21 protein-coding genes are annotated in these 23,373 nt (G+C 73.3%); 11 read left to right on the top strand and 10 right to left on the bottom strand.

The features are described 5' to 3' along the window. Nucleotides 1-77 precede the first annotated feature (77 nt). Genes BLW85_RS28910 through BLW85_RS28885 form a run of 6 tightly spaced genes read left to right on the top strand, consistent with a single transcriptional unit; the run spans nt 78 to nt 5,416 of the window. A complete protein-coding gene (locus BLW85_RS28910) occupies nt 78-1,049 on the top strand; it encodes an ornithine carbamoyltransferase (protein ID WP_074993771.1) in 972 nt (323 codons plus the stop codon). Then, nucleotides 1,046-2,359 (top strand): MFS transporter, encoded by a 1,314-nt coding sequence (locus BLW85_RS28905; RefSeq protein WP_167381441.1) that lies wholly within the window; start codon nt 1,046-1,048, stop codon nt 2,357-2,359. The genes BLW85_RS28910 and BLW85_RS28905 overlap by 4 nt, the downstream gene beginning before the upstream one ends. Nucleotides 2,360-2,399: 40 nt before the next feature. Beyond that, nucleotides 2,400-3,341, top strand: coding sequence for a TauD/TfdA family dioxygenase (locus BLW85_RS28900; RefSeq protein WP_070021911.1), 942 nt, complete (start codon nt 2,400-2,402; stop codon nt 3,339-3,341). Between the two features lie 35 nt (nt 3,342-3,376). Next, nucleotides 3,377-4,162: a thioesterase II family protein gene (locus BLW85_RS28895; RefSeq protein ID WP_070021910.1), complete on the top strand. Its 786-nt coding sequence runs from the start codon at nt 3,377-3,379 to the stop codon at nt 4,160-4,162. A gap of 10 nt (nt 4,163-4,172) precedes the next feature. Then, a complete protein-coding gene (locus BLW85_RS28890) occupies nt 4,173-4,937 on the top strand; it encodes a 4'-phosphopantetheinyl transferase family protein (protein WP_070021909.1) in 765 nt (254 codons plus the stop codon). Next, nucleotides 4,934-5,416: a hypothetical protein gene (locus BLW85_RS28885; RefSeq protein WP_070021908.1), complete on the top strand. Its 483-nt coding sequence runs from the start codon at nt 4,934-4,936 to the stop codon at nt 5,414-5,416. The genes BLW85_RS28890 and BLW85_RS28885 overlap by 4 nt, the downstream gene beginning before the upstream one ends. A 10-nt stretch (nt 5,417-5,426) precedes the next feature. Here the strand turns inward: BLW85_RS28885 and BLW85_RS28880 are convergent, their stop codons facing one another. After that, a complete protein-coding gene (locus BLW85_RS28880; protein WP_070021907.1) occupies nt 5,427-7,271 on the bottom strand; it encodes an AfsR/SARP family transcriptional regulator in 1,845 nt (614 codons plus the stop codon). Between the two features lie 268 nt (nt 7,272-7,539). On the opposite strand from BLW85_RS28880, the gene BLW85_RS28875 reads away from it, so the two are divergent. Then, nucleotides 7,540-8,253, top strand: a complete 714-nt coding sequence (locus BLW85_RS28875; RefSeq protein WP_107409350.1) for an ABC transporter ATP-binding protein — start codon at nt 7,540-7,542, stop codon at nt 8,251-8,253. Nucleotides 8,254-8,397: 144 nt separating this feature from the next. Further along, the gene (locus BLW85_RS28870; protein WP_070021905.1) at nt 8,398-8,616 is read left to right on the top strand and encodes a hypothetical protein; all 219 of its coding nucleotides are present in this window, start codon (nt 8,398-8,400) and stop codon (nt 8,614-8,616) included. 100 nt (nt 8,617-8,716) lie between these two features. On the opposite strand, the gene BLW85_RS28865 is transcribed toward BLW85_RS28870, so the two are convergent. From BLW85_RS28865 to BLW85_RS28855, 3 genes are all read right to left on the bottom strand, one after another. Next, the gene (locus tag BLW85_RS28865) at nt 8,717-11,719 is read right to left on the bottom strand and encodes an AfsR/SARP family transcriptional regulator (RefSeq protein WP_074993767.1); all 3,003 of its coding nucleotides are present in this window, start codon (nt 11,717-11,719) and stop codon (nt 8,717-8,719) included. Nucleotides 11,720-12,100: 381 nt separating this feature from the next. After that, nucleotides 12,101-12,745 carry a response regulator gene (locus tag BLW85_RS28860; RefSeq protein WP_070021903.1) on the bottom strand — a complete coding sequence of 215 codons (645 nt, stop codon included), beginning with the start codon at nt 12,743-12,745 and terminating at the stop codon, nt 12,101-12,103. Further along, complete coding sequence (locus tag BLW85_RS28855; protein ID WP_070021902.1) at nt 12,733-13,941, bottom strand: sensor histidine kinase; 1,209 nt, start codon at nt 13,939-13,941, stop codon at nt 12,733-12,735. The genes BLW85_RS28860 and BLW85_RS28855 overlap by 13 nt, the downstream gene beginning before the upstream one ends. A 281-nt stretch (nt 13,942-14,222) precedes the next feature. On the opposite strand from BLW85_RS28855, the gene BLW85_RS28850 reads away from it, so the two are divergent. Then, nucleotides 14,223-14,615 carry a hypothetical protein gene (locus BLW85_RS28850; RefSeq protein ID WP_070021901.1) on the top strand — a complete coding sequence of 131 codons (393 nt, stop codon included), beginning with the start codon at nt 14,223-14,225 and terminating at the stop codon, nt 14,613-14,615. 292 nt (nt 14,616-14,907) lie between these two features. Here the strand turns inward: BLW85_RS28850 and BLW85_RS28845 are convergent, their stop codons facing one another. From BLW85_RS28845 to BLW85_RS28830, 4 genes are read right to left on the bottom strand one after another with little or no spacing between them, the layout of a single operon-like run. Continuing rightward, entirely contained in the window at nt 14,908-16,167 is a 1,260-nt protein-coding gene (locus tag BLW85_RS28845) for an FAD-dependent oxidoreductase (RefSeq protein WP_074996241.1), read from the bottom strand. A 27-nt stretch (nt 16,168-16,194) separates the two neighbouring features. After that, entirely contained in the window at nt 16,195-16,830 is a 636-nt protein-coding gene (locus tag BLW85_RS28840) for a maleylpyruvate isomerase family mycothiol-dependent enzyme (RefSeq protein WP_074993765.1), read from the bottom strand. Continuing rightward, complete coding sequence (locus tag BLW85_RS28835) at nt 16,827-17,654, bottom strand: fumarylacetoacetate hydrolase family protein (RefSeq protein WP_070021899.1); 828 nt, start codon at nt 17,652-17,654, stop codon at nt 16,827-16,829. Before BLW85_RS28835 ends, BLW85_RS28840 begins: the two co-directional genes overlap by 4 nt. 2 nt (nt 17,655-17,656) lie before the next feature. After that, nucleotides 17,657-18,826, bottom strand: a complete 1,170-nt coding sequence (locus BLW85_RS28830) for a cupin domain-containing protein (RefSeq protein ID WP_074993763.1) — start codon at nt 18,824-18,826, stop codon at nt 17,657-17,659. A 71-nt stretch (nt 18,827-18,897) separates the two neighbouring features. Here BLW85_RS28830 and BLW85_RS28825 point away from each other — a divergent pair, with 71 nt between their 5' ends. Continuing rightward, a complete protein-coding gene (locus tag BLW85_RS28825) occupies nt 18,898-19,674 on the top strand; it encodes an IclR family transcriptional regulator (protein ID WP_074996240.1) in 777 nt (258 codons plus the stop codon). Between the two features lie 72 nt (nt 19,675-19,746). On the opposite strand, the gene BLW85_RS28820 is transcribed toward BLW85_RS28825, so the two are convergent. Both BLW85_RS28820 and BLW85_RS28815 read right to left on the bottom strand, forming a co-directional pair. Continuing rightward, nucleotides 19,747-20,967, bottom strand: a complete 1,221-nt coding sequence (locus tag BLW85_RS28820; protein ID WP_074993761.1) for an ATP-grasp domain-containing protein — start codon at nt 20,965-20,967, stop codon at nt 19,747-19,749. Nucleotides 20,968-21,032: 65 nt separating this feature from the next. Then, a complete protein-coding gene (locus BLW85_RS28815; RefSeq protein WP_071828561.1) occupies nt 21,033-22,349 on the bottom strand; it encodes an MFS transporter in 1,317 nt (438 codons plus the stop codon). A gap of 127 nt (nt 22,350-22,476) precedes the next feature. On the opposite strand from BLW85_RS28815, the gene BLW85_RS28810 reads away from it, so the two are divergent. Further along, nucleotides 22,477-23,361: a phytanoyl-CoA dioxygenase family protein gene (locus BLW85_RS28810; RefSeq protein ID WP_341867965.1), complete on the top strand. Its 885-nt coding sequence runs from the start codon at nt 22,477-22,479 to the stop codon at nt 23,359-23,361. Nucleotides 23,362-23,373 lie beyond the last annotated feature (12 nt).

Below are 23,373 nucleotides of genomic sequence, written 5' to 3'. Positions count from 1 at the left end.
CCGCCTCGGGGCCGGCCCCGGCCGGGCCGGCCCCGCCTCCCCCGCCTCATCCCCACGACCCGCCAAGGACGTGACTCATGACCACCGCCGCCACCGCGCGCATGCTGCTGTCCATCGACGACCTCACCGACGAGGACCTGCGGTCCATCGTCACCCGCGGCGCCCACTTCGCCTCCGGCGCGGGCCGCGGCGAACAGCCGCTGGCCGGCTGGGTCGCCGGCATCTACTTCAAGAAGACCTCCACCCGCACCCGTACCGCGTTCTCCGCCGGGGCGCTGCGGCTCGGCGCGCAGATCCTCACGTACGGGCCGGACGACCTCCAGACCAACACCGGGGAGACCGTGGAGGACACCGGGCAGGTCATGGCCCGGATGCTGGACGTGCTGGTCGCCCGCACCGCCGGCCCCGACGAGGAGCTGTTCGGCCTGTCCGGCGGCGGCCGGCTGCCCGTGGTCAACGCCATGAGCGCGGCCGAGCACCCCACCCAGGGGCTGACCGACCTGACCACGCTCCAGCTGGCGTTCGGCCGGGTCGAGGGGCTGAGCCTGCTCTACGTCGGCGAGGGCAACAACACCGCCGCCGCCCTGGCCCTGGCCCTCACCCGCTTCCCCGGCACCAGCCTGGAGCTGCGCACCCCGCCCGGCTACGGCGTGGCGCGGCCGTTGCTCGACCGGGCCCGGGCGCAGGCGCGGCGGTACGGTTCCCGGATCTCCGAGGCACACCACATGGACGGCCTGCCCACCGGTGTCGACGCCGTCTACACCACTCGCTGGCAGACCACCGGCACCAGCAAGCCCGACCCCGACTGGCGCACCGTCTTCGCGCCGTTCCAGGTCACCCGGGCGCTGTGGGAGCAGTCGCCGAAGGCGCTGTTCCTGCACGATCTGCCGGCCCACCGGGGCGAGGAGGTCACCGCCGAGGTGCTGGACGGGCCGGCCGCCATCGCCTTCGACCAGGCGGAGAACAAGATGCACAGCGCGATGGCCGTGCTGGAGTGGATCCGGCACGGCGCCGTCGCCGACGCGACCGGCGGGACGGCGAGACTGTGACGACGGCACCCTCCGCGCAGCGGGCGACCGGACCGGAGTCCGCGCCCCTGGCCCCGCTGCGGCACAACCGCGACTTCGTCCTGCTGTGGGTGGGCGCCGCCGCCACCGCGCTCGGCACCCGGGTCAGCGGCATCGCGTATCCGCTGCTGGTCATCTGGACCACGGGGTCGGCGAGTTCGGCCGGCATGGTGGGGTTCGCCGCGCTGCTGCCCAATCTGCTGGTGCAGATGCACGCCGGGGCGCTGGTCGACCGGTTCGACCGGCGCCGCATGATGATCCTGTGCGACCTGGGCTCGCTGCTCGCCACGGGTGCCGTGGCCGCGGCCGTGGTCGCCGGTCATGTGTGGATCTGGCTGCTGATGGCGGCCACGTTCGTCCAGGGCAGTCTCGCGATCTTCTACCGGCTCGCGGAGCGGGCGGGCGTGCGGCACCTGGTGCCGGCCGCCCAGCTGCCGAAGGCGCTGTCCGCCAACGAGGCGCGCACCCAGGCCGCGGGCCTGTTCGGCCAGCCCGGGGGCAGCGTCCTGTACGCGGTCGGCCGCTCCGCGCCGTTCCTGCTGGCGACGGCCGCGCACGCCGTCTCGCTGTGCTCCCTGCTGATGATCCGGGGGAAGTTCCAGGACGAGCGCCGGCAGCCGCCCGGGAACCTCACCGAGGAGCTGCGCGAGGGGCTCGCCTGGACGTGGGGGCAGCGCTTCCTGCGCTGCGGCATGCTGCTGATCAGCGGTTCCAATCTGCTCTTCCAGGTCCTTTCACTGGCCCTGATCCTCATCATCAAGAACCACGGCAGCTCCGCGGCCCTCGTCGGTGTCATCACGGCGGTCAGCGGACTGGGCGGCATGTTCGGCGCGCTGACCGGGTCCTGGTGGATCCGCCGGGCGGGCCTGCGGACGCTGCTGATCGGGGGGTCGGTCGGCTGGGCGCTGCTGATGCCGCTGGTCGGCCTGACCGGCAACCCGCTGCTGCTCGGCGCGATCTTCCTCGGCGCCGCCCTGATCGGCAGCGTCACCAACGTGGCGGGCGGCATCTACCAGGTGGCCGTCACCCCGGACCGGCTCCAGGGCCGGGTCGGTGCGGCGATGGGGCTGATCGCCACGGGCGCCTCCTCGCTCGGCACGTTCGCCGGCGGTTTCGCCCTCCAGCGCTTCGGCACCACGACCACCGTGTTCGGTGTCGCGTCGCTGATGGGGCTGATCGCGCTGGCCTCCTTCCTGCTGCCCGCCGCCCCGCTGCCGAGCCGGCCGGGCCCCGCCGAGGAGGGCGGCACCGCCCCCGCCGACGCCGCCGACGCGGCGCCGCACGACGACTGACGCACGTACCGCCGCCACACGACACTGAGAAGGAAACGACGTGACCACCACCACCGGCGCGCCCCTGCTGGAGCTGACCGCCGCCGACACCGGGACGCCGGCCACCCCGGAGGGGCTGCTGTCCTTCCTCGCCGACGGCGCGCGCTTCGGTGACCTGCTGACCGAGCACAAGGCCGTCGTCTTCCGGGGGTTCGGACTGACCGCGGACACCGTCGACGCGGCTCTCGACCTGGTCCTGCCCAACCGGCTCGCCTACGTGCACGGCAACTCGCCGCGCACCAAGGTCGGGGACAACCTCTACACCTCGACCGAGTACCCGCAGCAGTTCACCATCTCCATGCACAACGAGCTGTCGTACGCGGAGCACTGGCCGCGCCGGCTCGCCTTCTTCTGCGAGCGGGCGGCCGAGACCGGTGGCGCCACCCCGGTGGTCGACGGCGCGGCCTGGCTGGCCGCCCTGGACCCGGAGGTCCGCGAGGCGTTCGCCGGCGGCGTCCGCTACACCCAGAACCTGCACGACGGTCTGGGCCTCGGCAAGAGCTGGCAGGACACCTTCGAGACCACCGACCGGCAGGCCGTCGAGGAGTACCTGGCGGGGACGAGCGCCGAGTGGGCGTGGCGGTCCGACGGCGGACTGCGGGTCAGCCTGGTGCGTCCGGCCACCGTCCGCCACCCGGTCACCGGCGCCGAGGTCTGGTTCAACCAGGCCGACCAGTGGCACCCGGCGGCCCTGGGCGACGAGGCCGCGGGCGCGCTCGCCCAGCTGCTGCCGCCGGAGGAGCTGCCGCAGTACGTCACCTTCGCCGACGGCAGCCCGATCCCCGACGCCCACGTCCTCCAGATCCGCGACCGCGGCCTGGAGACCGCCGTGGACGTCGACTGGAACACCGGCGACCTGCTGGTCATCGACAACGTGCTGGTCGGGCACGGCCGCCGGCCCTTCACCGGGAGCCGCCGGGTGCTCGTCGCCATGACCGACTGAGCGGCGCACCGCACCCGCCTTCGTACGGAGAACCCATGACCCTGCCCACCGAATCCCCCGCCGCCGCCTGTGCGGTGGACCCGGCGCGCTGGTTCAGGCGCCCGCCGCGCGGCTCGCACCCCCGGGTGCGGCTGGTGTGCTTCCCCCACGCCGGGGGCGCGGCCAGCCTGTTCCGCGACTGGTCGGAGGAACTGCCCGGCGGCATCGAGGTGCTGGCGGTCCGGCTGCCCGCCCGTCAGGACCGGTTCCGGGAGCCGCCCGTGGAGCGGATGGACGAGCTGGCCGACCTGATCACCGAGGCGCTGCGCCCGTACCTGGACCTGCCGTACGCGTTCTTCGGCCACAGCCTGGGCTCCGACGTCGCCTACGAGGTGGCCCGGCGGCTGGAGCGGCGGCACGGGCACGGCCCGCAGCGGCTCTTCGTCTCCGGCGCCGCGGCCCCGCACGTCGGCGAGCCGGTGGACATCGGCGACTACGACGACCCGGCCCTGATCGCCGAGATCCAGCGCCTCGGCGCGCCGGGCACCGAACTCCTGGACGAACCCGAGCTGGCGGCGCTGCTGCTGCCGTCCCTGCGGGCCGACTACCGGCTCAGCGCCGCCTACCGGCCCGCGCTCGCCGACCTGGACGTGCTGCGCGCGCCGATCACCGCGCTGATCGGGAACCACGACCCGCTGGTCCCCGTGGCGGAGGCGCTGACCTGGGCGCAGCTCACCAGCGGCGGGTTCAACCACCGGGTCTACCCCGGCGGTCACTTCTACCTGGAGCGGCACCGGCGCACCCTGCTGCGGCTGATCCAGGCCGTCCTCCTGCCGGCCTGAGGAGCACCCCATGCCCGTACCCGCCGATGCGGCGCCCCGGCCGGTTCACCCGGCACGGACCCAGGTGTGGTGGTGGGGGCTGCCCGAACGGGTGGACCCGGCGGACGCGGCCCTGCTGGGGCCGGCCGAGGAGGCGCGGCTGCGGCGGTTCGGCAGCGAGCGGGCCGCGGCCTCCTTCGCCCGTTCCAGGGCGGCCGCCCGGCGCGCGCTGGGCGCGCTGCTCGGGGTGCCGGCGGCCGAGGTGGTGCTGGGCCGGGCGGAGTGCCCCGGTTGCGGCGATCTCGGCCACGGCCCGCCGCGGCTCGTCCACCCGGCGGTGCCGCTGGCCGTCAGCCTGTCCCGCACGGCCGGCCGGGGGCTGCTCGCGGTGCGTGCCGGGACGCGGGTGGGCGTGGACGTGGAGGCGGTGCGTGCCGTGCGCGGCGAGGCGCTGGCCCGGACGGCGTTGACACCGGATGAGCGAGCGGCCGTGCTGCGGGTGCCGCCGGGGCCGGGGCGGGACCGGATGCTGCTGCGCGCCTGGACCCGCAAGGAGGCCGTGGTCAAGGCCGTCGGCACCGGCCTCACGGGCGCGCCGAACCGTCTGGAGACCCAGGTGGCGCGCCCCGGCCCGGTGGTGGTCGCGCACCGGCACGGGGCGGCGGACACCGTATGGTCGGTGGCCGACCTGGAGCTGGGCGAGGGCTACGTGGCAGCAGTGGCGACCGAGGGGACGGCCGGCGACCCGGCCGTCGACATCCATCCCCGCACACACCGAGACGAGGACCCGTCATGACCGTGCAGACCACCACCGCCGTACCGGCCCGCGACACGGACTGGGAGGAGTTCCTCGACGGGCTGTCCGCCGCCGTCGCGGCGGCCGACCCGGGCACCGCCTACGACTGGGAGGCCCGGGAGCGGATGCGGTTCTCGGCCTGGGTGCGTCATGTCTACGACGACCCGCGCGCCGTGGCCCTGTTCGCCCGCCCGGAGCCTCCCGCCGCCGCCGAGGCCCGCCGCCGGGAGGCGGCGGCCCTGGCCGGACGGCTCGACGCGGGCCGGGCGGTGGCCCGCCCGGTGCGGCCCGGCTGCGAGGTGTGGGCCGCCGCGGCCACGGCGGCGATGTGGGAGATCACCGGGGCGGCGCTGCGGGCCGATCGGCGGCCCCCGCGCGAGCACGTGGTCGCCGATGTGTGGACGGTCGTACGCACCCTGCTGCTGCCGGCCGTGGACCGCTTCACCCCGGTGTTCCGCCGGGCCCGCGGCTCGTGGTGAGGGCCGGCCGTCAGTGCCGCAGGATGCCGGTGTCCCGGCGGCGCTGGGCCGGCAGCAGGCTGGGGCGGCTCAGCTCGTACGCGAACAGCCGCACCAGCGTGTGGCAGCCGTAGATGGGACGGCCCTGCTGGTCCAGCCCGTTGATGGTCAGCAGGGAGCCGTCGACCAGTTCCTCCAGGCCGCGCTCGGCCTCGGCCTCGCCGGTCTCCAGGACGAACGCCATCTGCTGGGCGGTGCAGGACCCGTCGGGGAAACCGGCCAGGCCGCGCAGGGCCGCGCGGCCGGCGCGGGACAGCGACGGCAGGGAGCGGCCGAGTGCCTGGCGCACGCTCAGGTCGCCGAAGCGCAGTTCGTCGAGCCGGGTCCGCGGGTCGGCGAGGCGGGGCGCCAGCCGGGCCGGCGACCAGTGCGGGCGGGCCGCGAGCCGGGTGCCGGTGATGCGCAGCGCGAGCGGCAGCCCGGCGCAGTGCGCGAGCAGGGCGGCGGAGGCGTCCGGTTCGGCCGACAGGCGTTCGCGGCCCGCCGCGGAGGCGAGCAGGGCGCGCGACTCCTCGGCGTCCAGCGGACCGAGCCGGACGGTCTGGGCGCCGGGCACCTGGGTGAGGTGGGTACGGCAGGTGATGAGCACCGAGGCCGTCGACGTGCTCGGCAGCAGCGGCCGCACCTGGAGGTCGCCGACCGCGTCGTCCAGGACGACGAGCAGCCGCCGGCCGGCCGTGCGGGCGCGGTAGAGCCGGGTCAGCTCCTCCAGGTCGTCGTGGACGCCGGGGGCGTCGATGCGGGGTTCGCCGAGCGCCCGCAGCAGCCGGACCAGCGCGGCGCACGGGTCGCGGGGGGTGCCGTCAGGCTCCCGCAGCTCCACGTACAGCTGTCCGTCGGGGTGGTGTCCGGCGCTCAGGTGGGCGGCGTGCACCACGAGGGCCGTCTTGCCGACGCCCGCCATCCCGGTCACCAGGCAGCGGCGGGGCTGCCAGCCGGGGGTGTCGTGGGGTTCCAGGACGGCGCGCAGCACGGGCAGTTCGGCGGACCGCCCGGTGAAGTCCTCCACGTCGGGCGGCAGCATGGCGGGCGCGGAGGGGGCCTGGAACCGGTCCCGCAGGGCGATCAGGGGCGGGGACTCCAGTCCGATGCTGCCTTTCAGCACCGCCTGGTAGGTGGCGTCGAGGGCGGCGCCGGGGTCCACGCCGAGCTGGTCGGCGAGCACCTTGCGCGCGTCGTGGTAGACGTGCAGGGCGTCGGCCTGCCGGCCGCACCGGTAGAGCGCGGTCATCAGCTGGGCCCGCAGCTGCTCGCGGACCGGGAACCCGGCCACCAGACCGGTGAGTTCGGCGAGCACCTCCTCGTGCCGGCCGAGCGCCAGGTCCGCCTCGATCCGGCCTTCCAGGGCGAGGGTGCGCGCCTCCTCCAGCTGCGGCAGCTCCGTCTCGCGCAGATGGTGCGTGGCGTTGCTGAGCGCGGGCCCCTGCCACAGGGCGAGGGCCCGGTCGAGCAGGGCGGCCGCCTCCCGGTACCGGCCCTCGCCGAGCGCGGCGCGGCCCTCCTGCTCCAGCCGTTCGAACTCCAGCAGGTCGATCCAGCTGTCGCGGGTGGCCAGCACATAGCCGGGCGGGCGCCGGACGATCTCGATCTCGTCGCCGAGCCGTTTGCGCAGCCGGGACATGTAGGTGTAGATCTGCGCGCCGGCCGTGGCGGGCGGGTCCCACCCCCACAGCAGCGAGGTGAGCCGCTGGTCGGAGACGACCCGGCCGCGGGCGAGGAGCAGCGCGGCGAGCACGGTGTACACCTTCGACCCGGAGAGTGGGACCCGGGTGTCGCCGGCTCTCGCCTCGATCGGTCCGAGAACTCGGAACTCCATGTCTGTCCCCCGTTCGTTGGTCAGTGCGCGGTGGCACTGGCTGCGGCCGACGGTAGGAGGGGACGCTTTCGGCCGATTATCGCTTCGATTTCACACCTATCCCGGCCATTCGACCGGAACCCGCCGTCCCGCATAGAAGCATCAGAGATCGGCCAGGCAGTCTGGCGGCGGTAGCCCTGTACACGCGAGAGGACCAGCCCCCATGCGGATCGACACCAGCGGTGCCTTGCCGCGCGACGGCGAGCGAAGCCGGACGCCCGCCCTGACCATGACCGGCGTCACCAAGGTGTACGGGAAGGACGGCACCCAGGTCCGCGCGCTCGACGGTGTCTCGGTCGAGATCCCGCGGGGCTCCTTCACCGCGGTGATGGGCCCCTCCGGCTCGGGCAAGTCCACGTTCCTGCACTGCGCCGCGGGGCTGGACCGCCCGACGTCCGGCTCCGCAAGCGTGGGCGGGGTCGAGCTGACCCGGCTGGGCGAGACGGCCCTGACCAAGCTGCGCCGCAGGCGGGTCGGCTTCGTGTTCCAGTCCTTCAACCTGGTGCCGTCGCTGACCGTGCGCCAGAACATCGAGCTGCCGCTGCGGCTCGCCGGTGAGCGCCTCGACGACGCCTGGCTGCGGGAGATCCTGGAGCGGGTCGGCCTCGCCGACCGGACCGGGCACCGGCCCGGCGAGCTGTCCGGCGGCCAGCAGCAGCGGGTCGCCATCGCCCGCGCGCTCGTCACCCGCCCGGACGTCATCTTCGGCGACGAACCGACCGGCGCGCTGGACACCGTCACCGCCCGGGAGATCCTCGCCCTGCTGCGGGCGTGCGTGGACGAGGCGGGGCAGACCGTGGTGATGGTGACCCACGACCCGGGCGCCGCCTCCTACGCGGACCGCGTCCTCTTCCTCGCGGACGGGGCGCTCGCCGGCCGGCTGGACGCGCCCACGGCGGAGAGCGTCGCCGAACGCATGACCCGTCTCGGTGCGTGGTCCTGACCTGGAACCGCTCCCACGGGCGGCGGGCGCGGCAGGCGAAATCGGAGTGATAGCGCGGCAATAGAAAGGCTTCGTAGCCTTCGGGTTGTTCCGGAAAGACGGCTCGTGCCGCGGAACTCACAACCAACAAGGGGGAAGACACGAATGCTTGACACCCGCAGAGTTGCAGCCACGTTCACGGCCGCGTTCGCCCTCGGCATCGTCCTCGCGGGCAGTGCCTCGGCCGCGCCGGCCCTGAACGGGCAGCGGGGGGCGGCGACGGGTGAGGTCCCGTGGACCCTGACGACGACGGTCTCGGCCGCCGCGGACACCGGGGCGGGAAGCGAGGAGCCGACGACGAACAGCGAGGTTCCCTGGACCTGATCCCGGGCCGGCCCGGCCGGCGACACTCGGGTGGCCGAGGGCCGGCCCCATGGCGCTGCGCATGGGGCCGGCCCTCGTACCCGGCGGGCGCGCGGCCCGCTCAGCCGTCCGCGGTGGCCGCCAGTTCGGCCGGGGTCGGCGGGGCGGCGTCCGGTACGGTCCGCAGCCGCCGCGCCAGCTCGAGCAGCCGCTCGGCGCGCTCCTGCCATCTGCCGGCGCCGAGTTCGGCGAACGCCTCGCGCGCCGCGGCCAGCAGTTCCTCCGCGTCCTCGCCCAACAGCAGTCGGGCGCAGGCGAGGTCGGTCTTGGCACGGGCCCACAGATAGCGGTCGTCGACGGCCTCGGCCGCCTCCAGGGCCTGGTGCAGCACGAGCAGCGACTCGTAGGGGGCGCCGCGGCGCCAGCGGGCCTCGCCGATGCCGCGCAGCACATGGCCCGCGCCGAGCCGGTCGTTGCCCGGGTCGATGAGCGCCAGCGCCTCGAAGCAGATCCGTTCGGCGGCGAGGTGGTCGCCCTGGAGCATCAGCGCCTCGGCGAGACGGTACGAGTTCTGCGCCTCGCCCCGGTGGGAGCCCGCCTCCCGGCTCTTGGCGATGGCCTCGGTGGACAGTGCCGCCCCCTCGGCCACGTTCCCGCTCTCCAGTTCGATCTGGGCGAGCAGTCCCAGGGCGTGGGATTCACCGGCGAGGTCACCGGCCGTGCGGAACCCCTCCAGGGAGCGCCGGGTCAGCCGTCCCGCCTCGGCGAGATCGCCGGAGAACCGCCGGCACAGCGCCAGGTTGCGCAGCGCCAGGGCCAGCCCGAGGGGCGCGTCCATGGACTCGAACAGCGGGAGCGAACGGTCCAGCCAGGACGCGGCCTCCTTGTACTCCCGCTGATAGATCGCGAGCATGCCCATCGACCGCAGCATGGTCGCCTGCCCGAGCCGGTCCCCGGCGCGTTCCGCGGCGGCGAGGGCGGAGAGGGCGCAGGAGCGCCAGTCGTCCAGGTAGTTGCGCTCCTCGAAGAGGGTGGTGGCGTTCACGGTCAGCCCCCAGGCGGCGGCCGCCTCGTCGTCGGCCGCCGCCTGGGCGACGACGCCGGCCAGCGCGGTGCGCTCCGACTCGAACCAGGCCAGCGGGTCCTTCACCAGGTGTTCCACCAGCTCGTTCGACAGGGGCCGGGGCAGCGGGGCCTCGTACTCGAAGGGGCGGTTGCCGCCGTACTCGCGCTGGTGAGCCGCGTCCGCGAGGTGCAGGTAGGCCGCGTAGACCCGTTGCAGGGCCGACGCCCGCGCCTCCTCGCTCTCCTCGGCGCAGGCCCGCTCCCAGGCGAACACCCGCAGCAGGTCGGGGCACCGGTAGCGCACGCCCAGCGAGGCGTCGATGGAGGTGACCTCCAGCAGCTGGGCGTCGAGCAGTTCCTCCATGAGGATCTCGGCGCGGTCGCCGTCGGAGCCCAGCAGCGAGGCGGCGACCCAGCCGGCGAAGGTGGGCATCGCCAGCAGGCCGACGAACCGGTAGAGCCTGCGGGCACCCGGGGACAGTTCGCGGTAACTGAGCCGGAAGCCCGCCCGTACGCCGTGGTCGCCGAGGCTGAGTTCGTCGAGCCGGCGCCGCTGGTCGCGCAGCCGCCGCACCAGGTCGGGCACGGACCAGTACCCCTTGGCGGCGAGCCGCGCCCCGGCGATGCGCAGCGCCAGCGGCAGCCGGTCGCACAGGGCCGCGAGGTCGGCGGTCTCGTCCGGGTGGGCCGCGATCCGTTCCGGGCCGGCGATCTCCGCGAGCAGGGACACCGCCTCCTCCAGCGGCATCACCTGGAGCGGCACCTGGATCACGGCGTAGTCGCCGAGCAGGTCGGTCATCGGGTGCCGGCTGGTGATCAGCACGCAGCAGCGGCCGTTGCCGGGCAGCAGCGGGCGGACCTGCTCGGCGTCCCGGGCGTTGTCCAGGATGATCAGCACCCGGCGGCCGCCCAGCAGGCTGCGGTAGAGCGCCGCCCGTTCGCCCGTGTCGGCCGGTATCTGCGCGGTCTGCACGCCGAGCCCGCGCAGGAACTGGTCCAGGACGGCGCTGGCGGAGACCGGCTCCTCCTCGTGGTAGCCGCGCAGATCGACGTAGAACTGCCCGTCGGGGAAGTGTCCGACGACCTGGTTGGCCCAGTGCACGGCGAGCGCCGTCTTGCCCACGCCGCTCACCCCGCTGATCACCCCCACGGTGAGCGGGCTGTGCCCGAGCCGCTCGTCCAGCATCCCGTCAAGCCGGCGCAGTACATCGGTGCGGCCGGTGAACGAGGCGGGCTGGACCGGTAGTTGGCTGGGCGTCCCGGTCTGCGGGGCGGGTGCCGGGTTGGTCGCCGGGAGGGTCAGCGTCGGGGAGTCCTGGAGGACGAGGTTGTGCAGGGCCTGTAGCGCGGGGCCCGGTTCGATGCCCAGCTCCCGCACCATCAGGTCGCGGCCCTCGCGGAAGACGGCCAGCGCGTCGGCCCGGCGGCCGGCCCGGTAGTGGGCCAGCACCAGATGGGCCCGCGCCTGCTCGCGCAGCGGGTGTTCACGGACGTGCGCGGTCAGCTCCGGTATGAGCGTGCGGTGCCGCCCCAGCTTCAACTGCAGTTCGGCGTAGTCCTCGTAGGCGCCGATGCGCACCGAGGCGAGCCGTTCCGCCTCCTCCGTCAGCCGTTCCCCGTCCAGTCCGTCGAAGGCGGGGCCGCGCCACAGCGCGAGGGCGTCGTTGATCAGGTCGCAGGCCGCCCCGATCTGTCCGGCGCGGGCCTGGTCCCGGGCCTGCCGCACACGCTCCTCGAAGTCGGGGGCGTCGATGTAGTGACCGTGGTTGTTGAGGAGGTAACCCGGGTGCGCGGTGGAGATCAGATCGGTGCAGCCGGCCTGTTCGCTGAAGAGCTTGCGCAGTCCCGCGACGCAGATGGCGATCTGGTTGCGGGCCGTGGCGGGGGCGCCCCTCGGCCAGACCGCGTCGATGAGGGAGTCCACCGAGACGACGCGGTTCCTGGCCACCAGCAGCGCGGCCAGGACGGTTCTCTGTCTGCGGCCGCCGACGTGGACGGCGGCACCCCCGTCCGTGTGCACCGCCAACGGGCCCAGGACCCGGAACGTCAGTGACTGCATTCGACCGCTCCCCCGTGCTACCGAACCATACTTGCTCGAAACATCATTGTGATCATTACCCATCGGTAACCCAATGGCCGGAGGCCCGGCCCCCACCATGGCCTTACCTCTGGTCCGGACGCCATGGGGTCGCGGCGTACGAGCGGCGACCGGCATACGAGGTGACCCGGTGCGGGCGGTCGGTCCGCCCTTCCACCCTTGCGTACACCAGCATGCGCCTTCGCCCCGGCAGAGCACAGGAGTTGACGGCGAGTCGGAACGGAGTGCCCGGCGCCGCCGGGGAGGTATACGGCACGGCCGCCGGTTCGGAGGCGGGCCGGCCGGGAGCGAGGGCAGTGGTGCGCACGGGCGAGGTGCCGGGCCGCGTGCGGCGCGGGGGCCTCAGCTCACGCCGAGGAAGCGCAGCACCGCGAGCACCCGGCGGTGGTCGGCGTCGGCCCTGGGCAGGTCGAGCTTGGCCAGGATGCTGTTGATGTGCTTGCCCACCGCGCTCTCGCTCACCACCAGCCGCTCCGCGATACCGGCGTTGGAGCGGCCCTGCGCCATGAGTTCGAGCACTTCCCGCTCACGGGCGGTGAGGCGGTCCAGCGGATCGCTGTGCCGCCTCACCAGCAGCTGGGAGACCACCTGGGGGTCGAGCGCCGTACCGCCGTCCGCGACCCGGCGCAGCGCCTCGACGAACTCGTCGACGTCCGCGACGCGTTGCTTGAGCAGATAGCCGACGCCGGAGATGTTCCCGGACAGCAGATCGGCGGCGTACCGCTCCTCGACGTACTGGGACAGGAGCAGGATCGCCATGCCGGGCCAGCGCTGACGGATCAGCAGGGAGGCGCGGACGCCCTCGTCGGTGAAGCCCGGCGGCATGCGCACGTCGGAGAGGACGAGGTCGGGTTCGTGCTGTTCGACCGCGGTCAGCAGGCCCTCGGCGTCCGCGGCTTCGGCGACGACCTCGAAGCCCGCGATCTCCAGGACCTTGACCAGTCCGATCCGCAACAGAACGGAATCCTCGGCAATCACCGCGCGCAAGGAAGCTCCACACTCACCAACGTCGGCCCTCCGACAGGGCTGTTCACGGAGAGGGTACCGTCGATCGACGCGACGCGTTTGGCGAGTCCCGCGAGTCCCGAGCCGGCCGTGATGTCGGCGCCGCCCACGCCGTCGTCGGAGACACAGATCAGGATCGTGTCGCCGATGCGCTCCACCGAGACCTCCGCCTGCGCGGCGTGGGCGTGCTTGACCACGTTGGCCAGTGCCTCGGACACCACGAAGTACGCGACCGCCTCGACCGCCGGGGACTGCCGCTGCGGCAGGTCGACCTCGACCCGCACGGGCAGCGGCGCCCGTTCCGCGATGCCCGACAGCGCCGCGTCCAGGCCCCGGTCGTCGAGTACGGCCGGATGCAGGCCGCGCACCAGGTTGTTGAGTTCCTCGATCGCCTCCTTGGCCTCGCGGTGCGCCTCGTCGATCACCTTCCGGGCGTGCTCCGGCAGATCGGGCAGGGTCGCCTTGGCGAGACCGAGGTTGACCGCCATGGAGACCAGCCGCTGCTGGGCGCCGTCGTGCAGGTCCCGCTCGATGCGCCGGCGCTCGGCGTCGGCCGCGTCCACCACACCGGCCCGGCTCTCGCTGACCTCCGCGACCCGGCGGGCCAGCTGGTCGGCGCGGCTGGGGCCGAGGCAGGCGCCCGCCGCCCGCGTGTCCAGCCGTACCAGGGCCTTGGACAGGGGCGCGGCCAGGTAGAGGCCCACCACGCCGAGGACGGTGAGGAGCACCTGCTGACCGATCCCGCCGGTCAGCGGGAACCAGCTCTGCGGGCCGGCGCCCAGCCGCCACAGCAGGACGGTCACGGCGGCCGCGGAGGCGGCCCACAGCGCGAGGGTCAGCAGGCCGGCCACGGCGATCAGCGGGGCGGCGATCAGGTGGTATCCGACCTGGCGCCAGGAGGACCAGGCCTGCAGCCAGCGCAGCACCCGTTCCTTGTAGGTGTCGCCGCCGGTCTTCGGGGGCGGCGGGATCTCCAGGTCCAGACAGGCGTGCAGCCGGGCCCGCTGGACCGGGGTGAGCACGGGAGTGGCGGCCACCACCCCGACGGGGCCGCCCGCGAAGACGAGCAGCAGCAGCGTGGCCACCTGCACGACGGCGCCGAGCGCCAGGCAAGCGGTGGCCGGACCGGCCCCCTTGAGGGGACGCAGCCAGGAAGGAGAGGCGGTGGAGACACGCATGCGGACACGGTAGGACCCCGGCCGATACCGGAGCCATGCCACAGGACTCCGGGTTGGGGTGTAGCTGGCCTCACCCCCAAGACGGTGCGCCCTTGTACTGATCCGGACCCGGCCCCGCTGCCATGCTCGACCTTGTCAGATCGACCCGACGGCCGCACAGGGAGTGCCCGACGATGACTGTCCTCGATCCCCGCTCCGGCGTGGGGGTACCGGGATGCGCCCCGCGCATCCGGTACTCGGCGGACGGCGGCGCTCCCCGGACCCCTTCGAGGAGCGCACCGGTGGAAGCCCCCGTATTCCACCAGCCCTTCGCCAGGCATCGCGCGCTGGGCTACGGCCTGGTCGCCTGCGGAGCGGCGCTCCTTCCGTGGCTGTGCCTGCTGGCGTCGGGCCTGCTGCCGACGAAGTTGTCCGCGGTCTGGGTCGGTCTGGACCTGTTGGAGGCCGGTGCGCTCATCGGCACCGGCCTCCTGACGGCACGCCGGGACCCCCGGGGCGTGCTGGCCGCCGCGGCCACCGCGCCGCTGCTGCTGACCGACGCGTGGTTCGACGTCATGACGGCACGTCACGGCGGCGAACTCGCACTGGCGCTGGGCACGGCCGTGACCGCGGAGCTGCCGCTGGCGGTCTGCTGCGCGCTCATGGCGGTCCGTGGCTTCCGGAAGCGGAGGTGATGCCCTTAGCCACCAGACCGGTTTTTTTCTCGGAGCGCCCACCCCGGCCAACTGACCTGGATCCCCCGTCAGACATTGCACCGGCCGGGGTGGGCGCGTTGGAACGCCCACCCGCACAGCACCCCGCGGCGGCCCTCGCCGCCATGACGCCGACGGCCCACCGGCCGAGCGGCGTTCTCGCGTCAAGGCACCCGCTCCGCGCGGAGCGCTACCGTGCCGCGTTCCCCCGGCGAAGCCGATGTTCCGCCCCCGAAGACCGGCACGGCACCGCAGGCGCGGAGGCGGGCGCCGCTCAGGCCGCGCCGTCCGCCACGGCCGCGAGCCGGTCCCCGGTGTCCGCCGCGGACAGCGGGATCGGGGTGAACATGGGCGGCTCCTCGTCCGGTGTGAGCGCCGTCGGGCCGTACAGCCAGTCCACGAACGAGTAGTCGTAGGTGTCGCGGGCGCGCAGCAGCACGTTGCGCTGTTCGCGGGCGACGCCGTCGAGGTGCCACAGCTCGCCCCAGGCGCGGGAGGTGGTCACCACCCGGCGGCAGTGTTCCGGGCGGACGGCCTCGTAGGCGGCGAGGGCCGCGTCCCAGTCGGGCCTGCCGTCCTCGGCGCGGTGGCGGGCGACGTGCTCGCCCAGCACCCAGCCGTCCTCGATGGCCATGATGGCGCCCTGCGCGATGTACTGGAGCGGCGGGTGCGCGGAGTCGCCGAGCAGCGCGATCCGCCCGTGCACCCAGTTCATGACCGGGTCGCGGTCGAACATCCGCCACCACTTGTCGCGCCACATGAACGGCAGGCCCTCCCGCACGAAGTCGCAGGTCCCGGCGAAGGCGGCGTCGAGTTCGTCCGGGGTGCCCCAGTCCTCCCGGCCGGCCAGCGCCTTGGGTGACTCGAAGACGGCGACCTGGTTGAGCAGTTCACCACCGCGCAGACCGTAGTGGACGAAGTGACAGGAGGGGCCGATGTGCACCACGACCTCGCCGAGGTCGACGGACCGCACCCGCTCCAGCTCGGCGGGGACGGTGCCGCGGTAGGCGACGTACGCGGACGAGACGGGCTGGTCGTCGACGAGCAGCCCGCGGGCGACGGAGTGCAGGCCGTCGGCCGCGAGCACGACGTCGGCCTGGTGGGTCCCGCCGGAGGCGACGGTCACGCGGGCGCCGCCGTCGGTGTTCTCGTACGAGGTCACCGTGGCGTCGGTGACCAGCTCCACGCCGGCGCGTTCGCAGGCCCGCAGCAGCAGGCCGTGCAGGTCGCTGCGGTGGATGACGAGGTACGGGTAGCCGTAGCGCTTCTCCAGGTCGCGCAGGTCGAGCCGGGTCAGCTCGCTGCCGTCGACGGCGTCGCGCATCACCATGGAGTCCGGGACGACACCGAGGCTCTTGGCCTCGTCCAGGAGGCCGTAGTCGTCGAGGATGCGGGTGCAGTTGGGGGCGAGCTGGATGCCGGCGCCGACCTCCCCGAACGCGGGGGCGCGCTCCAGCAGGCGGACGCCGAGGCCCTGGCGGGTCAGGGAGTACGCGGCGCCGAGGCCGCCGATGCCGCCGCCGACGACGATCACTTCGGGATGGGACATGACGTGACTCCTCTACAGCCACGGGCCGAGCAGGGGAGCGTCGGCGAGCGAGTGGGGGCGGCCGGCCAGCCAGGCGGCGACCTCGGGGAGGGGGCCGTCGGGCAGCGCGGTCAGGTCGCGCCTGGCGCGGATCTCCGCGACCAGGGCGGTCAGGAACCCCTTGGGAAGGTCGGCGAAGGTGACGGTGCCCGTGCCGAGGTCGACGGCGTGGACGCACACCTCGCGGGCGCGCATCCAGGGCAGTTCGGTGGCCGGGACGGTACGGCCCTGGGCGGTGACGACCTCGTGCCGCCACTGCTCCGCGGTGAGCCGGTCCAGTCCGTCGGCGAGCTTCTGCGCGGAGCCGGTCAGCCAGGAGCGCAGTTCACCGGCCGGCATGTCCGTGCCCCTGGCGATGCCGGCGGCGCGCTCCTCGGGGGAGGCGTACATCGGGGTCCGCTCGCCGGTGGCCGCCCAGTGCACCAGGTTGCACAGCGCGTCCGCGTTGGCGGCCACGTGCGCCACGAGCTGCCCCCGGGTCCAGTCCGGCAGCAGGCTGGGGGCCGGGAACGCGGCCTCGTCGAGGCCGGCGACGGCGTCGAGCAGCAGCCGGGTGCCGGTGCGGGCCCACGCGTGCGCCTCGGCCAGGGTGCGTGCGGTGTCCGTCACGGCGCGACCACGTTGTTGGTGCAGGCGCCCAGGCCGGCGATCTCGGTGACCACGGTCTGGCCGGGCAGCAGGAAGACCTTCGGGTCGCGGGCGTTGCCGACGCCGGCCGGGGTGCCGGTGGCGATGATGTCGCCGGGGCGCAGGGTGATGACGGTGGAGATGTAGCGCACCAGGAACACCGGGTCGAACAGCAGCGTGCCGGTGTCGTCCTGCTGCATGACCCGGCCGTCGACGACCGTGCTGACCTGGAGGGCGGGGCGGACGCCGCCGACCTCGTCGGGGGTGACGACGTAGGGGCCGACCGGGGTGGACGCCTCCCAGATCTTGCCCTGGGTCCACTCGATGGTGCGGAACTGCCAGTCGCGCATCGAGATGTCGTTCATGACGGTGAAGCCGGCGATGGCGTCGGCGGCCTGCCGCTCGTCGGCGCGGCGCACCCGCTGGCCGATGACGACGGCGAGTTCGACCTCCCAGTCGAGTGCGTCGGTCTCGGCGGGCTTGACGATGTCGTCGTTCGCGCCGAGCAGGGTGTCGGCGAACTTCGGGAAGAGGGTCGGGTGGCTCGGCAGGTCCCGGCCCATCTCCTTGATGTGGTTGGTGTAGTTGTGGCCGACGCAGACGACCTTGGACGGGTTCGGGACGACCGGCGCGAAGTCGGCGCCCCGGACCGGGTAGGTGGCGCCGGAGGCGGCGGCGGCCTTCGCCCGCCAGTCGGTCTCGGCGAACAGCTCGCCCAGGTCGGCGTACCCGAGGTCGACGAGGACCTCTCCGTCGAGGCGGACCGCCCGGGTGCCGTCGGCGGTGCGGAGCGTGGCGAGCTTCATGGTCAGGCGTCCTTCGTGGTGCGGTCGGTGCGGTTGAGGTGGAGCGCCTCGAAGACGGGCGCGTCACAGAAGCGGAAGAGGTCGAGGGCGCCCTCGTCGGAGTCGGTCGCGCCGGCCTCGGAGCGGGCGGAGAACGGCTCCCAGGACGGGACGACGAAGAGATCGCCGCGGCTGACGGTCCAGGACCGGTCGCCGACGGTCACCACGCCGCTGCCGTCGAAGACCTGGTAGACGGAGGAGCCGGTCTCGCACACCGGCGCGGTCTCGGCGCCGCGGGCGACGCGGTGGAACTCGGCCCGGAGGGTCGGCAGGACGTCGGAGCCGTCGTGCGGGTTGGTGTAGCGCACCGCGGCGTGGCCGGGCTCGACGGTGCCGCCGAAGCCCTCCTTCTCCAGCAGGAGCTGGTCGCGCAGCGCGGCGTTGGTGTACTCCCACTTGTACGACAGCAGCGGGCTGCCCGGCGTGGCGGGGGCGGCCGCCAGCGGGCGCAGGCCCGGGTGGCCCCACAGGCGCTCGGAGCGCGACCGCTCGGGCGTGGTCCGCTCGGCGTCGGTGATCTCGTCGCGGCCGAACTCGAAGAACTGGGCCTCCGTGACGTACTGGAACGGGATGTCCAGGCCGTCGATCCAGGCCATCGGCTCGCTGGTGGCGTTGTGGTGGGCGTGCCAGTTCCAGCCGGCCTGCGGCAGGAAGTCGCCCCGGTTCATGGGGACGGGGTCGCCGCCGACGACCGTCCACACGCCGGACCCCTCGACGACGAACCGGAAGGCGTGCTGGGTGTGCCGGTGCTCGGGGGCGTCCTCGCCGGGCATGAGGTACTGGATGGCCGCCCACAGCGTCGGCGTGGCGAAGGGCCGCCCGCCGAGGGAGGGGTTGGCCAGCGCGATGGCCCGGCGCTCGCCGCCACGGCCGACGGGGACCAGGTCGCCGGCCTTCGCCGCCAGCTCCCGCAGCCGCTCCCAGCGCCACAGGTGCGGTACGGCACGCGAGCGCGGACGGGCCGGCATGAGGTCGCCGATCTCGGTCCACAGCGGGACGAGGAGTTCCTGCTCGAAGCCCCGGTACAGCTCTTCGAGTGCCGGGGTGACCTGGGGCTGCCCCTCCGCGGTGACGGCCTGGAGCCGGACCGGGGAGCCCGCGGCGATGTCTTGGGTGATGGAGGACTCAGTCACAGACCTCAGGGTGCGCCGCGTCCAGCACGAGGACATGTAGATTCTGGAGAGCAGAATCAGAGGTGAACATCATGGACAAGCCGCTGAAGACTCCGCCGCCCTATCCCATCGCCAGCGTGGACCACGCGCTGCGGGCCGCGACCATCCTCCAGATGGAGGGCGGCGCCACCGTGGCGCAGCTTGCCGAGCGCCTGGGCGTCGCCCGGTCGACGGCCCACCGCGTCCTGGCGATGCTGGTGTACCGGGATTTCGCCGTACAGGGCGAGGACCGCGTCTATCGCGCGGGCCCGGTGCTGGAACTGGCCGCCCACTCCCAGTCCCTCGTGTCCCGGCTGCGCGCGGCGGCCCTGCCCCATCTGCACCGGGTCGTCGATCTCCTCGACGAGACGGCGAACCTGATCGTGCGCACCGGGGACACGGTCCGGTTCATCGCCAGCGTCGAGTGCCGGCAGGCCCTGCGGGTCGGCTCCCGGGAGGGCATGGTGTTCCCGGCGCACCGCACCACGGCGGGCCTGCTCCTGCTCGCCGACCTGACCGGCGAGGAACTGGAGGAGGTCTACGCCCCCGAGCGCTACCGCGACCGCCCGGCCGAGCGCCCCGACCTCGCGCGGCTGCGGACGGAGCTGCGGCGCATGCGCCGCAACGGTTTCGCCGTGAACAGGGAACGGTCCGAACGCGGTCTCGTCGCCGTCGGCGTCCCGGTACGCGACCGGGAGGACACCGCCCGCGCCGGACTCTCCGTCTCGATGCCCAGCGTGCGCTACGACCCGCACCGCCTCCAGCACCTGGTCAACGCGCTGGAGGCCGCGGCCCACGCGCTGGAGCAGGACCTGGCGGAGCAGGACTGAACGGCGCCCCGTACCGGGTATGCGCGCGCTCGCCCCGCACCGCGCGGAGGTGGCCGGGCCGGACGGCCGCCGTCACTCGAAGGTGAAGCTGAAGACCGAGCGGACCCGGTCGGCGATCTCGTGGAGGCCGGCGACGCTGTCGGCGGTGATCATGGCCTCGGCGAAGAAGTTCTCCCGGTCCATGGTCACCACGCGGAAGTTGTCGAACAGGTAGCCGTCCACCACCCCGGGGATGCGTTTCAGCTCCTCGACGGGGGTGGCCCGCACCAGGGTGCCGACGCGGTCGGCCTCGAAGGGGAGCATGGCCAGCAGTTCGGTACCGCCCGGGGTCGCCCCGGCCAGGGCGCCGTCCAGGCGCTCGCCGAGCGCCATGCGCACCGACATGTCGATGGGGTCGACACCGCAGACCCGCTGCGTGGCCGCCCGGTACATACGGCCGCCGGGACGCGGGTTGATCTCGACCAGCTCACAGCTGCCGTCCGCGCGCGCCCGCCCCTCGACATGCAGCCAGCCGTTGCCCACGCCGAGGGAGGCGTACAGCGCGCCGACCCTCTCCGACAGCTCGCCCACGGCCTGCCGCACGTGCGCGGAGGGCGGCGGCGAGACGAGCAGTCCCGCGTCGTGGTGCCGGAGGTTGTCGTGCTCCGTCTTCTCGACCTCGAAGAGCGGGTGGAACCGGCCGTCCAGCACCGGACCGTCGACCGAGAACTCGACGCCGTCGATGTACTCCTCCACGATGACGTCCGTGTCCGCGCCCACGGAGTCGGTCAACTCCTTCAGACGGGCGCGGAGTTCCCCCGCGTTCCCGGCGCGCCGGACGAGCCGCGAACCCCCCGAGTCCTGATCCGGCTTGACGATGACGGGGTACGAGGCGACCGCGTCGACGTCGAGGTCGGCCGCGGTTCCGGCGACGAACGGCAGCGCGGACAGGCCCCGTTCCGCCATGGCCGCCCGCACCCGGGCCTTGCTCAGCAGAACCTCCCGGCCGTCTTCCCCGCCCACCAGCCCGTAGTGCCGCGCCGTGCGCACCTGCCAGGAGATCAGCGATTCGACGAAGTTGACGACGGCGGTCGGCACCACGCCCGCCGCCTCCACCGCCGCCACCAGCTCCTCGAGGCTCGCCTTCTCCCAGTCGACGACGACATGGGCCGCGCAGTGGTCGCGGTTGACGTCCTCGGGCTCGTCGGAGACCAGGACCGGGCGGCGCCCCATGTCCGAGAGCATGCGCGAGACGAGGCGCACCCCGCCCTCGAAGCGCTTGGAGTAGATCAGGACGTCTCGCTCAGCAGCCACGTCGTTCTCGCTTCCGTGTCCAGGGCGGTGGGATGAGGGGTGGTGCGGACCGGGCACACGGCCGGTCAGGAGGCGGAGGTCTGTTCGCCGACCTCGTCCGCCGCCCCCGGTGGCACGCCAAGCTCACGGGCCTGTTCGAGCGTGGTGGCGGAGCGCAGCGGCGAGAACGTCAGCCAGAAGGAGACGCACAGGTAGGAGACCCCGACGAGCCAGATGGCCCGGCCGGGTCCCAGGGCGTCCGCGAGGGCTCCGCCGGCGAAGGCGCCGAGCGGCAGCGTCCCGAGGGCCACCAGCCGGTAGCTGGCCGTGACCGCGCCCAACTGGTTCTCGGGCGGGATGGTCTGGCGCAGGCTCACCGCGAAGACGTTGAAGAGCGCCACCCCGAAGCCGTTCACCACGAAGGCGAGGGCGAGGAGGGTCACCAGGGCGAGGGCGCCGAGGTCGAAGACGGCCACGAAGGGGACCAGGAGCAGACCCACGGCGGCCAGGACCACTCCCCCGGTGAGCGCCCGGCCCACGGTGATCCGGGCGCCGATGCGCGCGGCCACCAGCGAACCGACCAGCGCGCCGAGGCTGCCGATGCCGATGGCCACGCCGACGGCGGTGCCGCCGAGACCCAGCTCGCGGACGGCGAAGACCAGGAAGACGGTGAGGAAGCACTGCTCGTGCAGGTTGGACAGGCCCGCCTGTGTGCACAGGTCGCGCAGGGTGCGCAGGGACCAGGTGTAGCGCAGCCCCGATCCGATGGTGCGCAGCGCCGACTGCTGCGGCACGCCGGGGGCCTTGACGCCGCGGAGCAGCGATCCGCTGAGCGCGGCGCCCGCGAAGAGGGCGGCGGTGACGGCGAAGGTGGGCGAGAGTCCCGCCCTGCCCACCAGGAAGCCCGCGGCCGAGGGGCCGGCGAGCTGGCTGACGGAGTAGGTGGCCTGGTGCAGTCCGTTGGCCGAGGAGATGGAGTCCATGGGGACGATCTTGGGGAGGGTGGACTGGTAGGCGACCTCGTAGAAGACGGTGGCCGTGCCGATGACCGCGGCGGCCACGACGACATGGGTGGCCGTCAGCCCCTCGGTGGCCTGCGCGAGACCGAGGAAGCCGAGCGCCGCGCCCCGGACCACGCTGGTGATCACCAGCGTACGGCGGGGCGGGTGGCGGTCGACGACCATCCCGGCGACCAGCGACAGCAGGACGACCGGGACGAACTGCACGGCGGAGATGAGGCCCACCTCGGTGCCGCTGGAATGCAGGGCGGTCACCGCGACCAGCGGTAACAGGAAGTTCGTCAGCTGGGCCCCGAAATGGGCGGCCGACTCCCCTGTCCATACGTTTCGGAAATCCCTGTTCTTCTTGAGGAGAACCCGGATTTCCTCGTCTAGGATCGCCATCTCATCCCTCGATCGCACCAATTGGAGAATGAACCTAGCACACGCCTCATCCATACGCTAGGGTGCGTCGCGGACCGACGGTTCGCCGGGTACCGAGAGAGACGAGGACACGGTGTCGGAATATTCGGTGTTGACAGAACAGGAATTAAGGCTGCTGCCGTCGGACGAGGATGTCCGGCGCTACGAGGAAACCGGCTGGTATCTTTCGCAGAAGCTGCTCAGCGATGCGGAGACCGAGACGCTGACCCAGGCCAGCGAACGCTTCTACGCTGGTCACGAGGACCGCAAGCTGCCGAGCCGACCGGACCGGCTGGCCGACTGGTCCCCCGCCGACGGCGAGATCCAGCGCAACAGCGACTACATTCATTACCGGGACGAAGCCATTGCCAAAATTCTCCGTAAACCCGTGATCGCCGCCGTGGCGGCGCGATTGGCGAGAACATCGGAGATACGCACGTTCCAGGCGACGCTCATTTACAAGCCGGCGGTCCCCGAAGAAACGTCGAACATCGTCTCGTGGCATTTCGACAAATACTTCTGGCCCACCTGCTCCTCCGACAACATGCTGACCGCTTTCATCCCGTTCCATGACTGCACGGAGGAGGCGGGCACCATCACGATGGTGCCGGGGAGCCACCGGTGGAAGCGGCGCCACGGCGCCGAGCGACCGGTCGGCGATCCCGCCGACGTGGCCCGCGACTACCTGCTGGAAGGGGACGCGGAACGCAACGGCGCCGCCATCGAGCGGGTCCCCGTGCACATCCCGCGCGGCCACATGACCTTCCACCACTGCCTCCTGTACCACGGCAGCGGCCCCAACCGCAGTCCTCACCCCCGGCGCGCGATCTCGTTCCACCTCCAGGACGGTGCCAACACCTACCGGCACTACCGGAACTCCGACGGCCGCCAGCAGCCCTACAAGCACGACACGCTGGTGCGCCGGACCCCGTCGGGGGAGCCGGACTACGCCGACCCGGAGTTCTGCCCCACCCTCTGGCCCGCCCAGGGCTGAGGGTTCCCGCTC

Origin of the sequence: Streptomyces misionensis (genome assembly GCF_900104815.1) — a bacterium.
Lineage (GTDB): Bacteria > Actinomycetota > Actinomycetes > Streptomycetales > Streptomycetaceae > Streptomyces > Streptomyces misionensis.
This window is presented reverse-complemented; position numbering and strand designations above follow the sequence as displayed.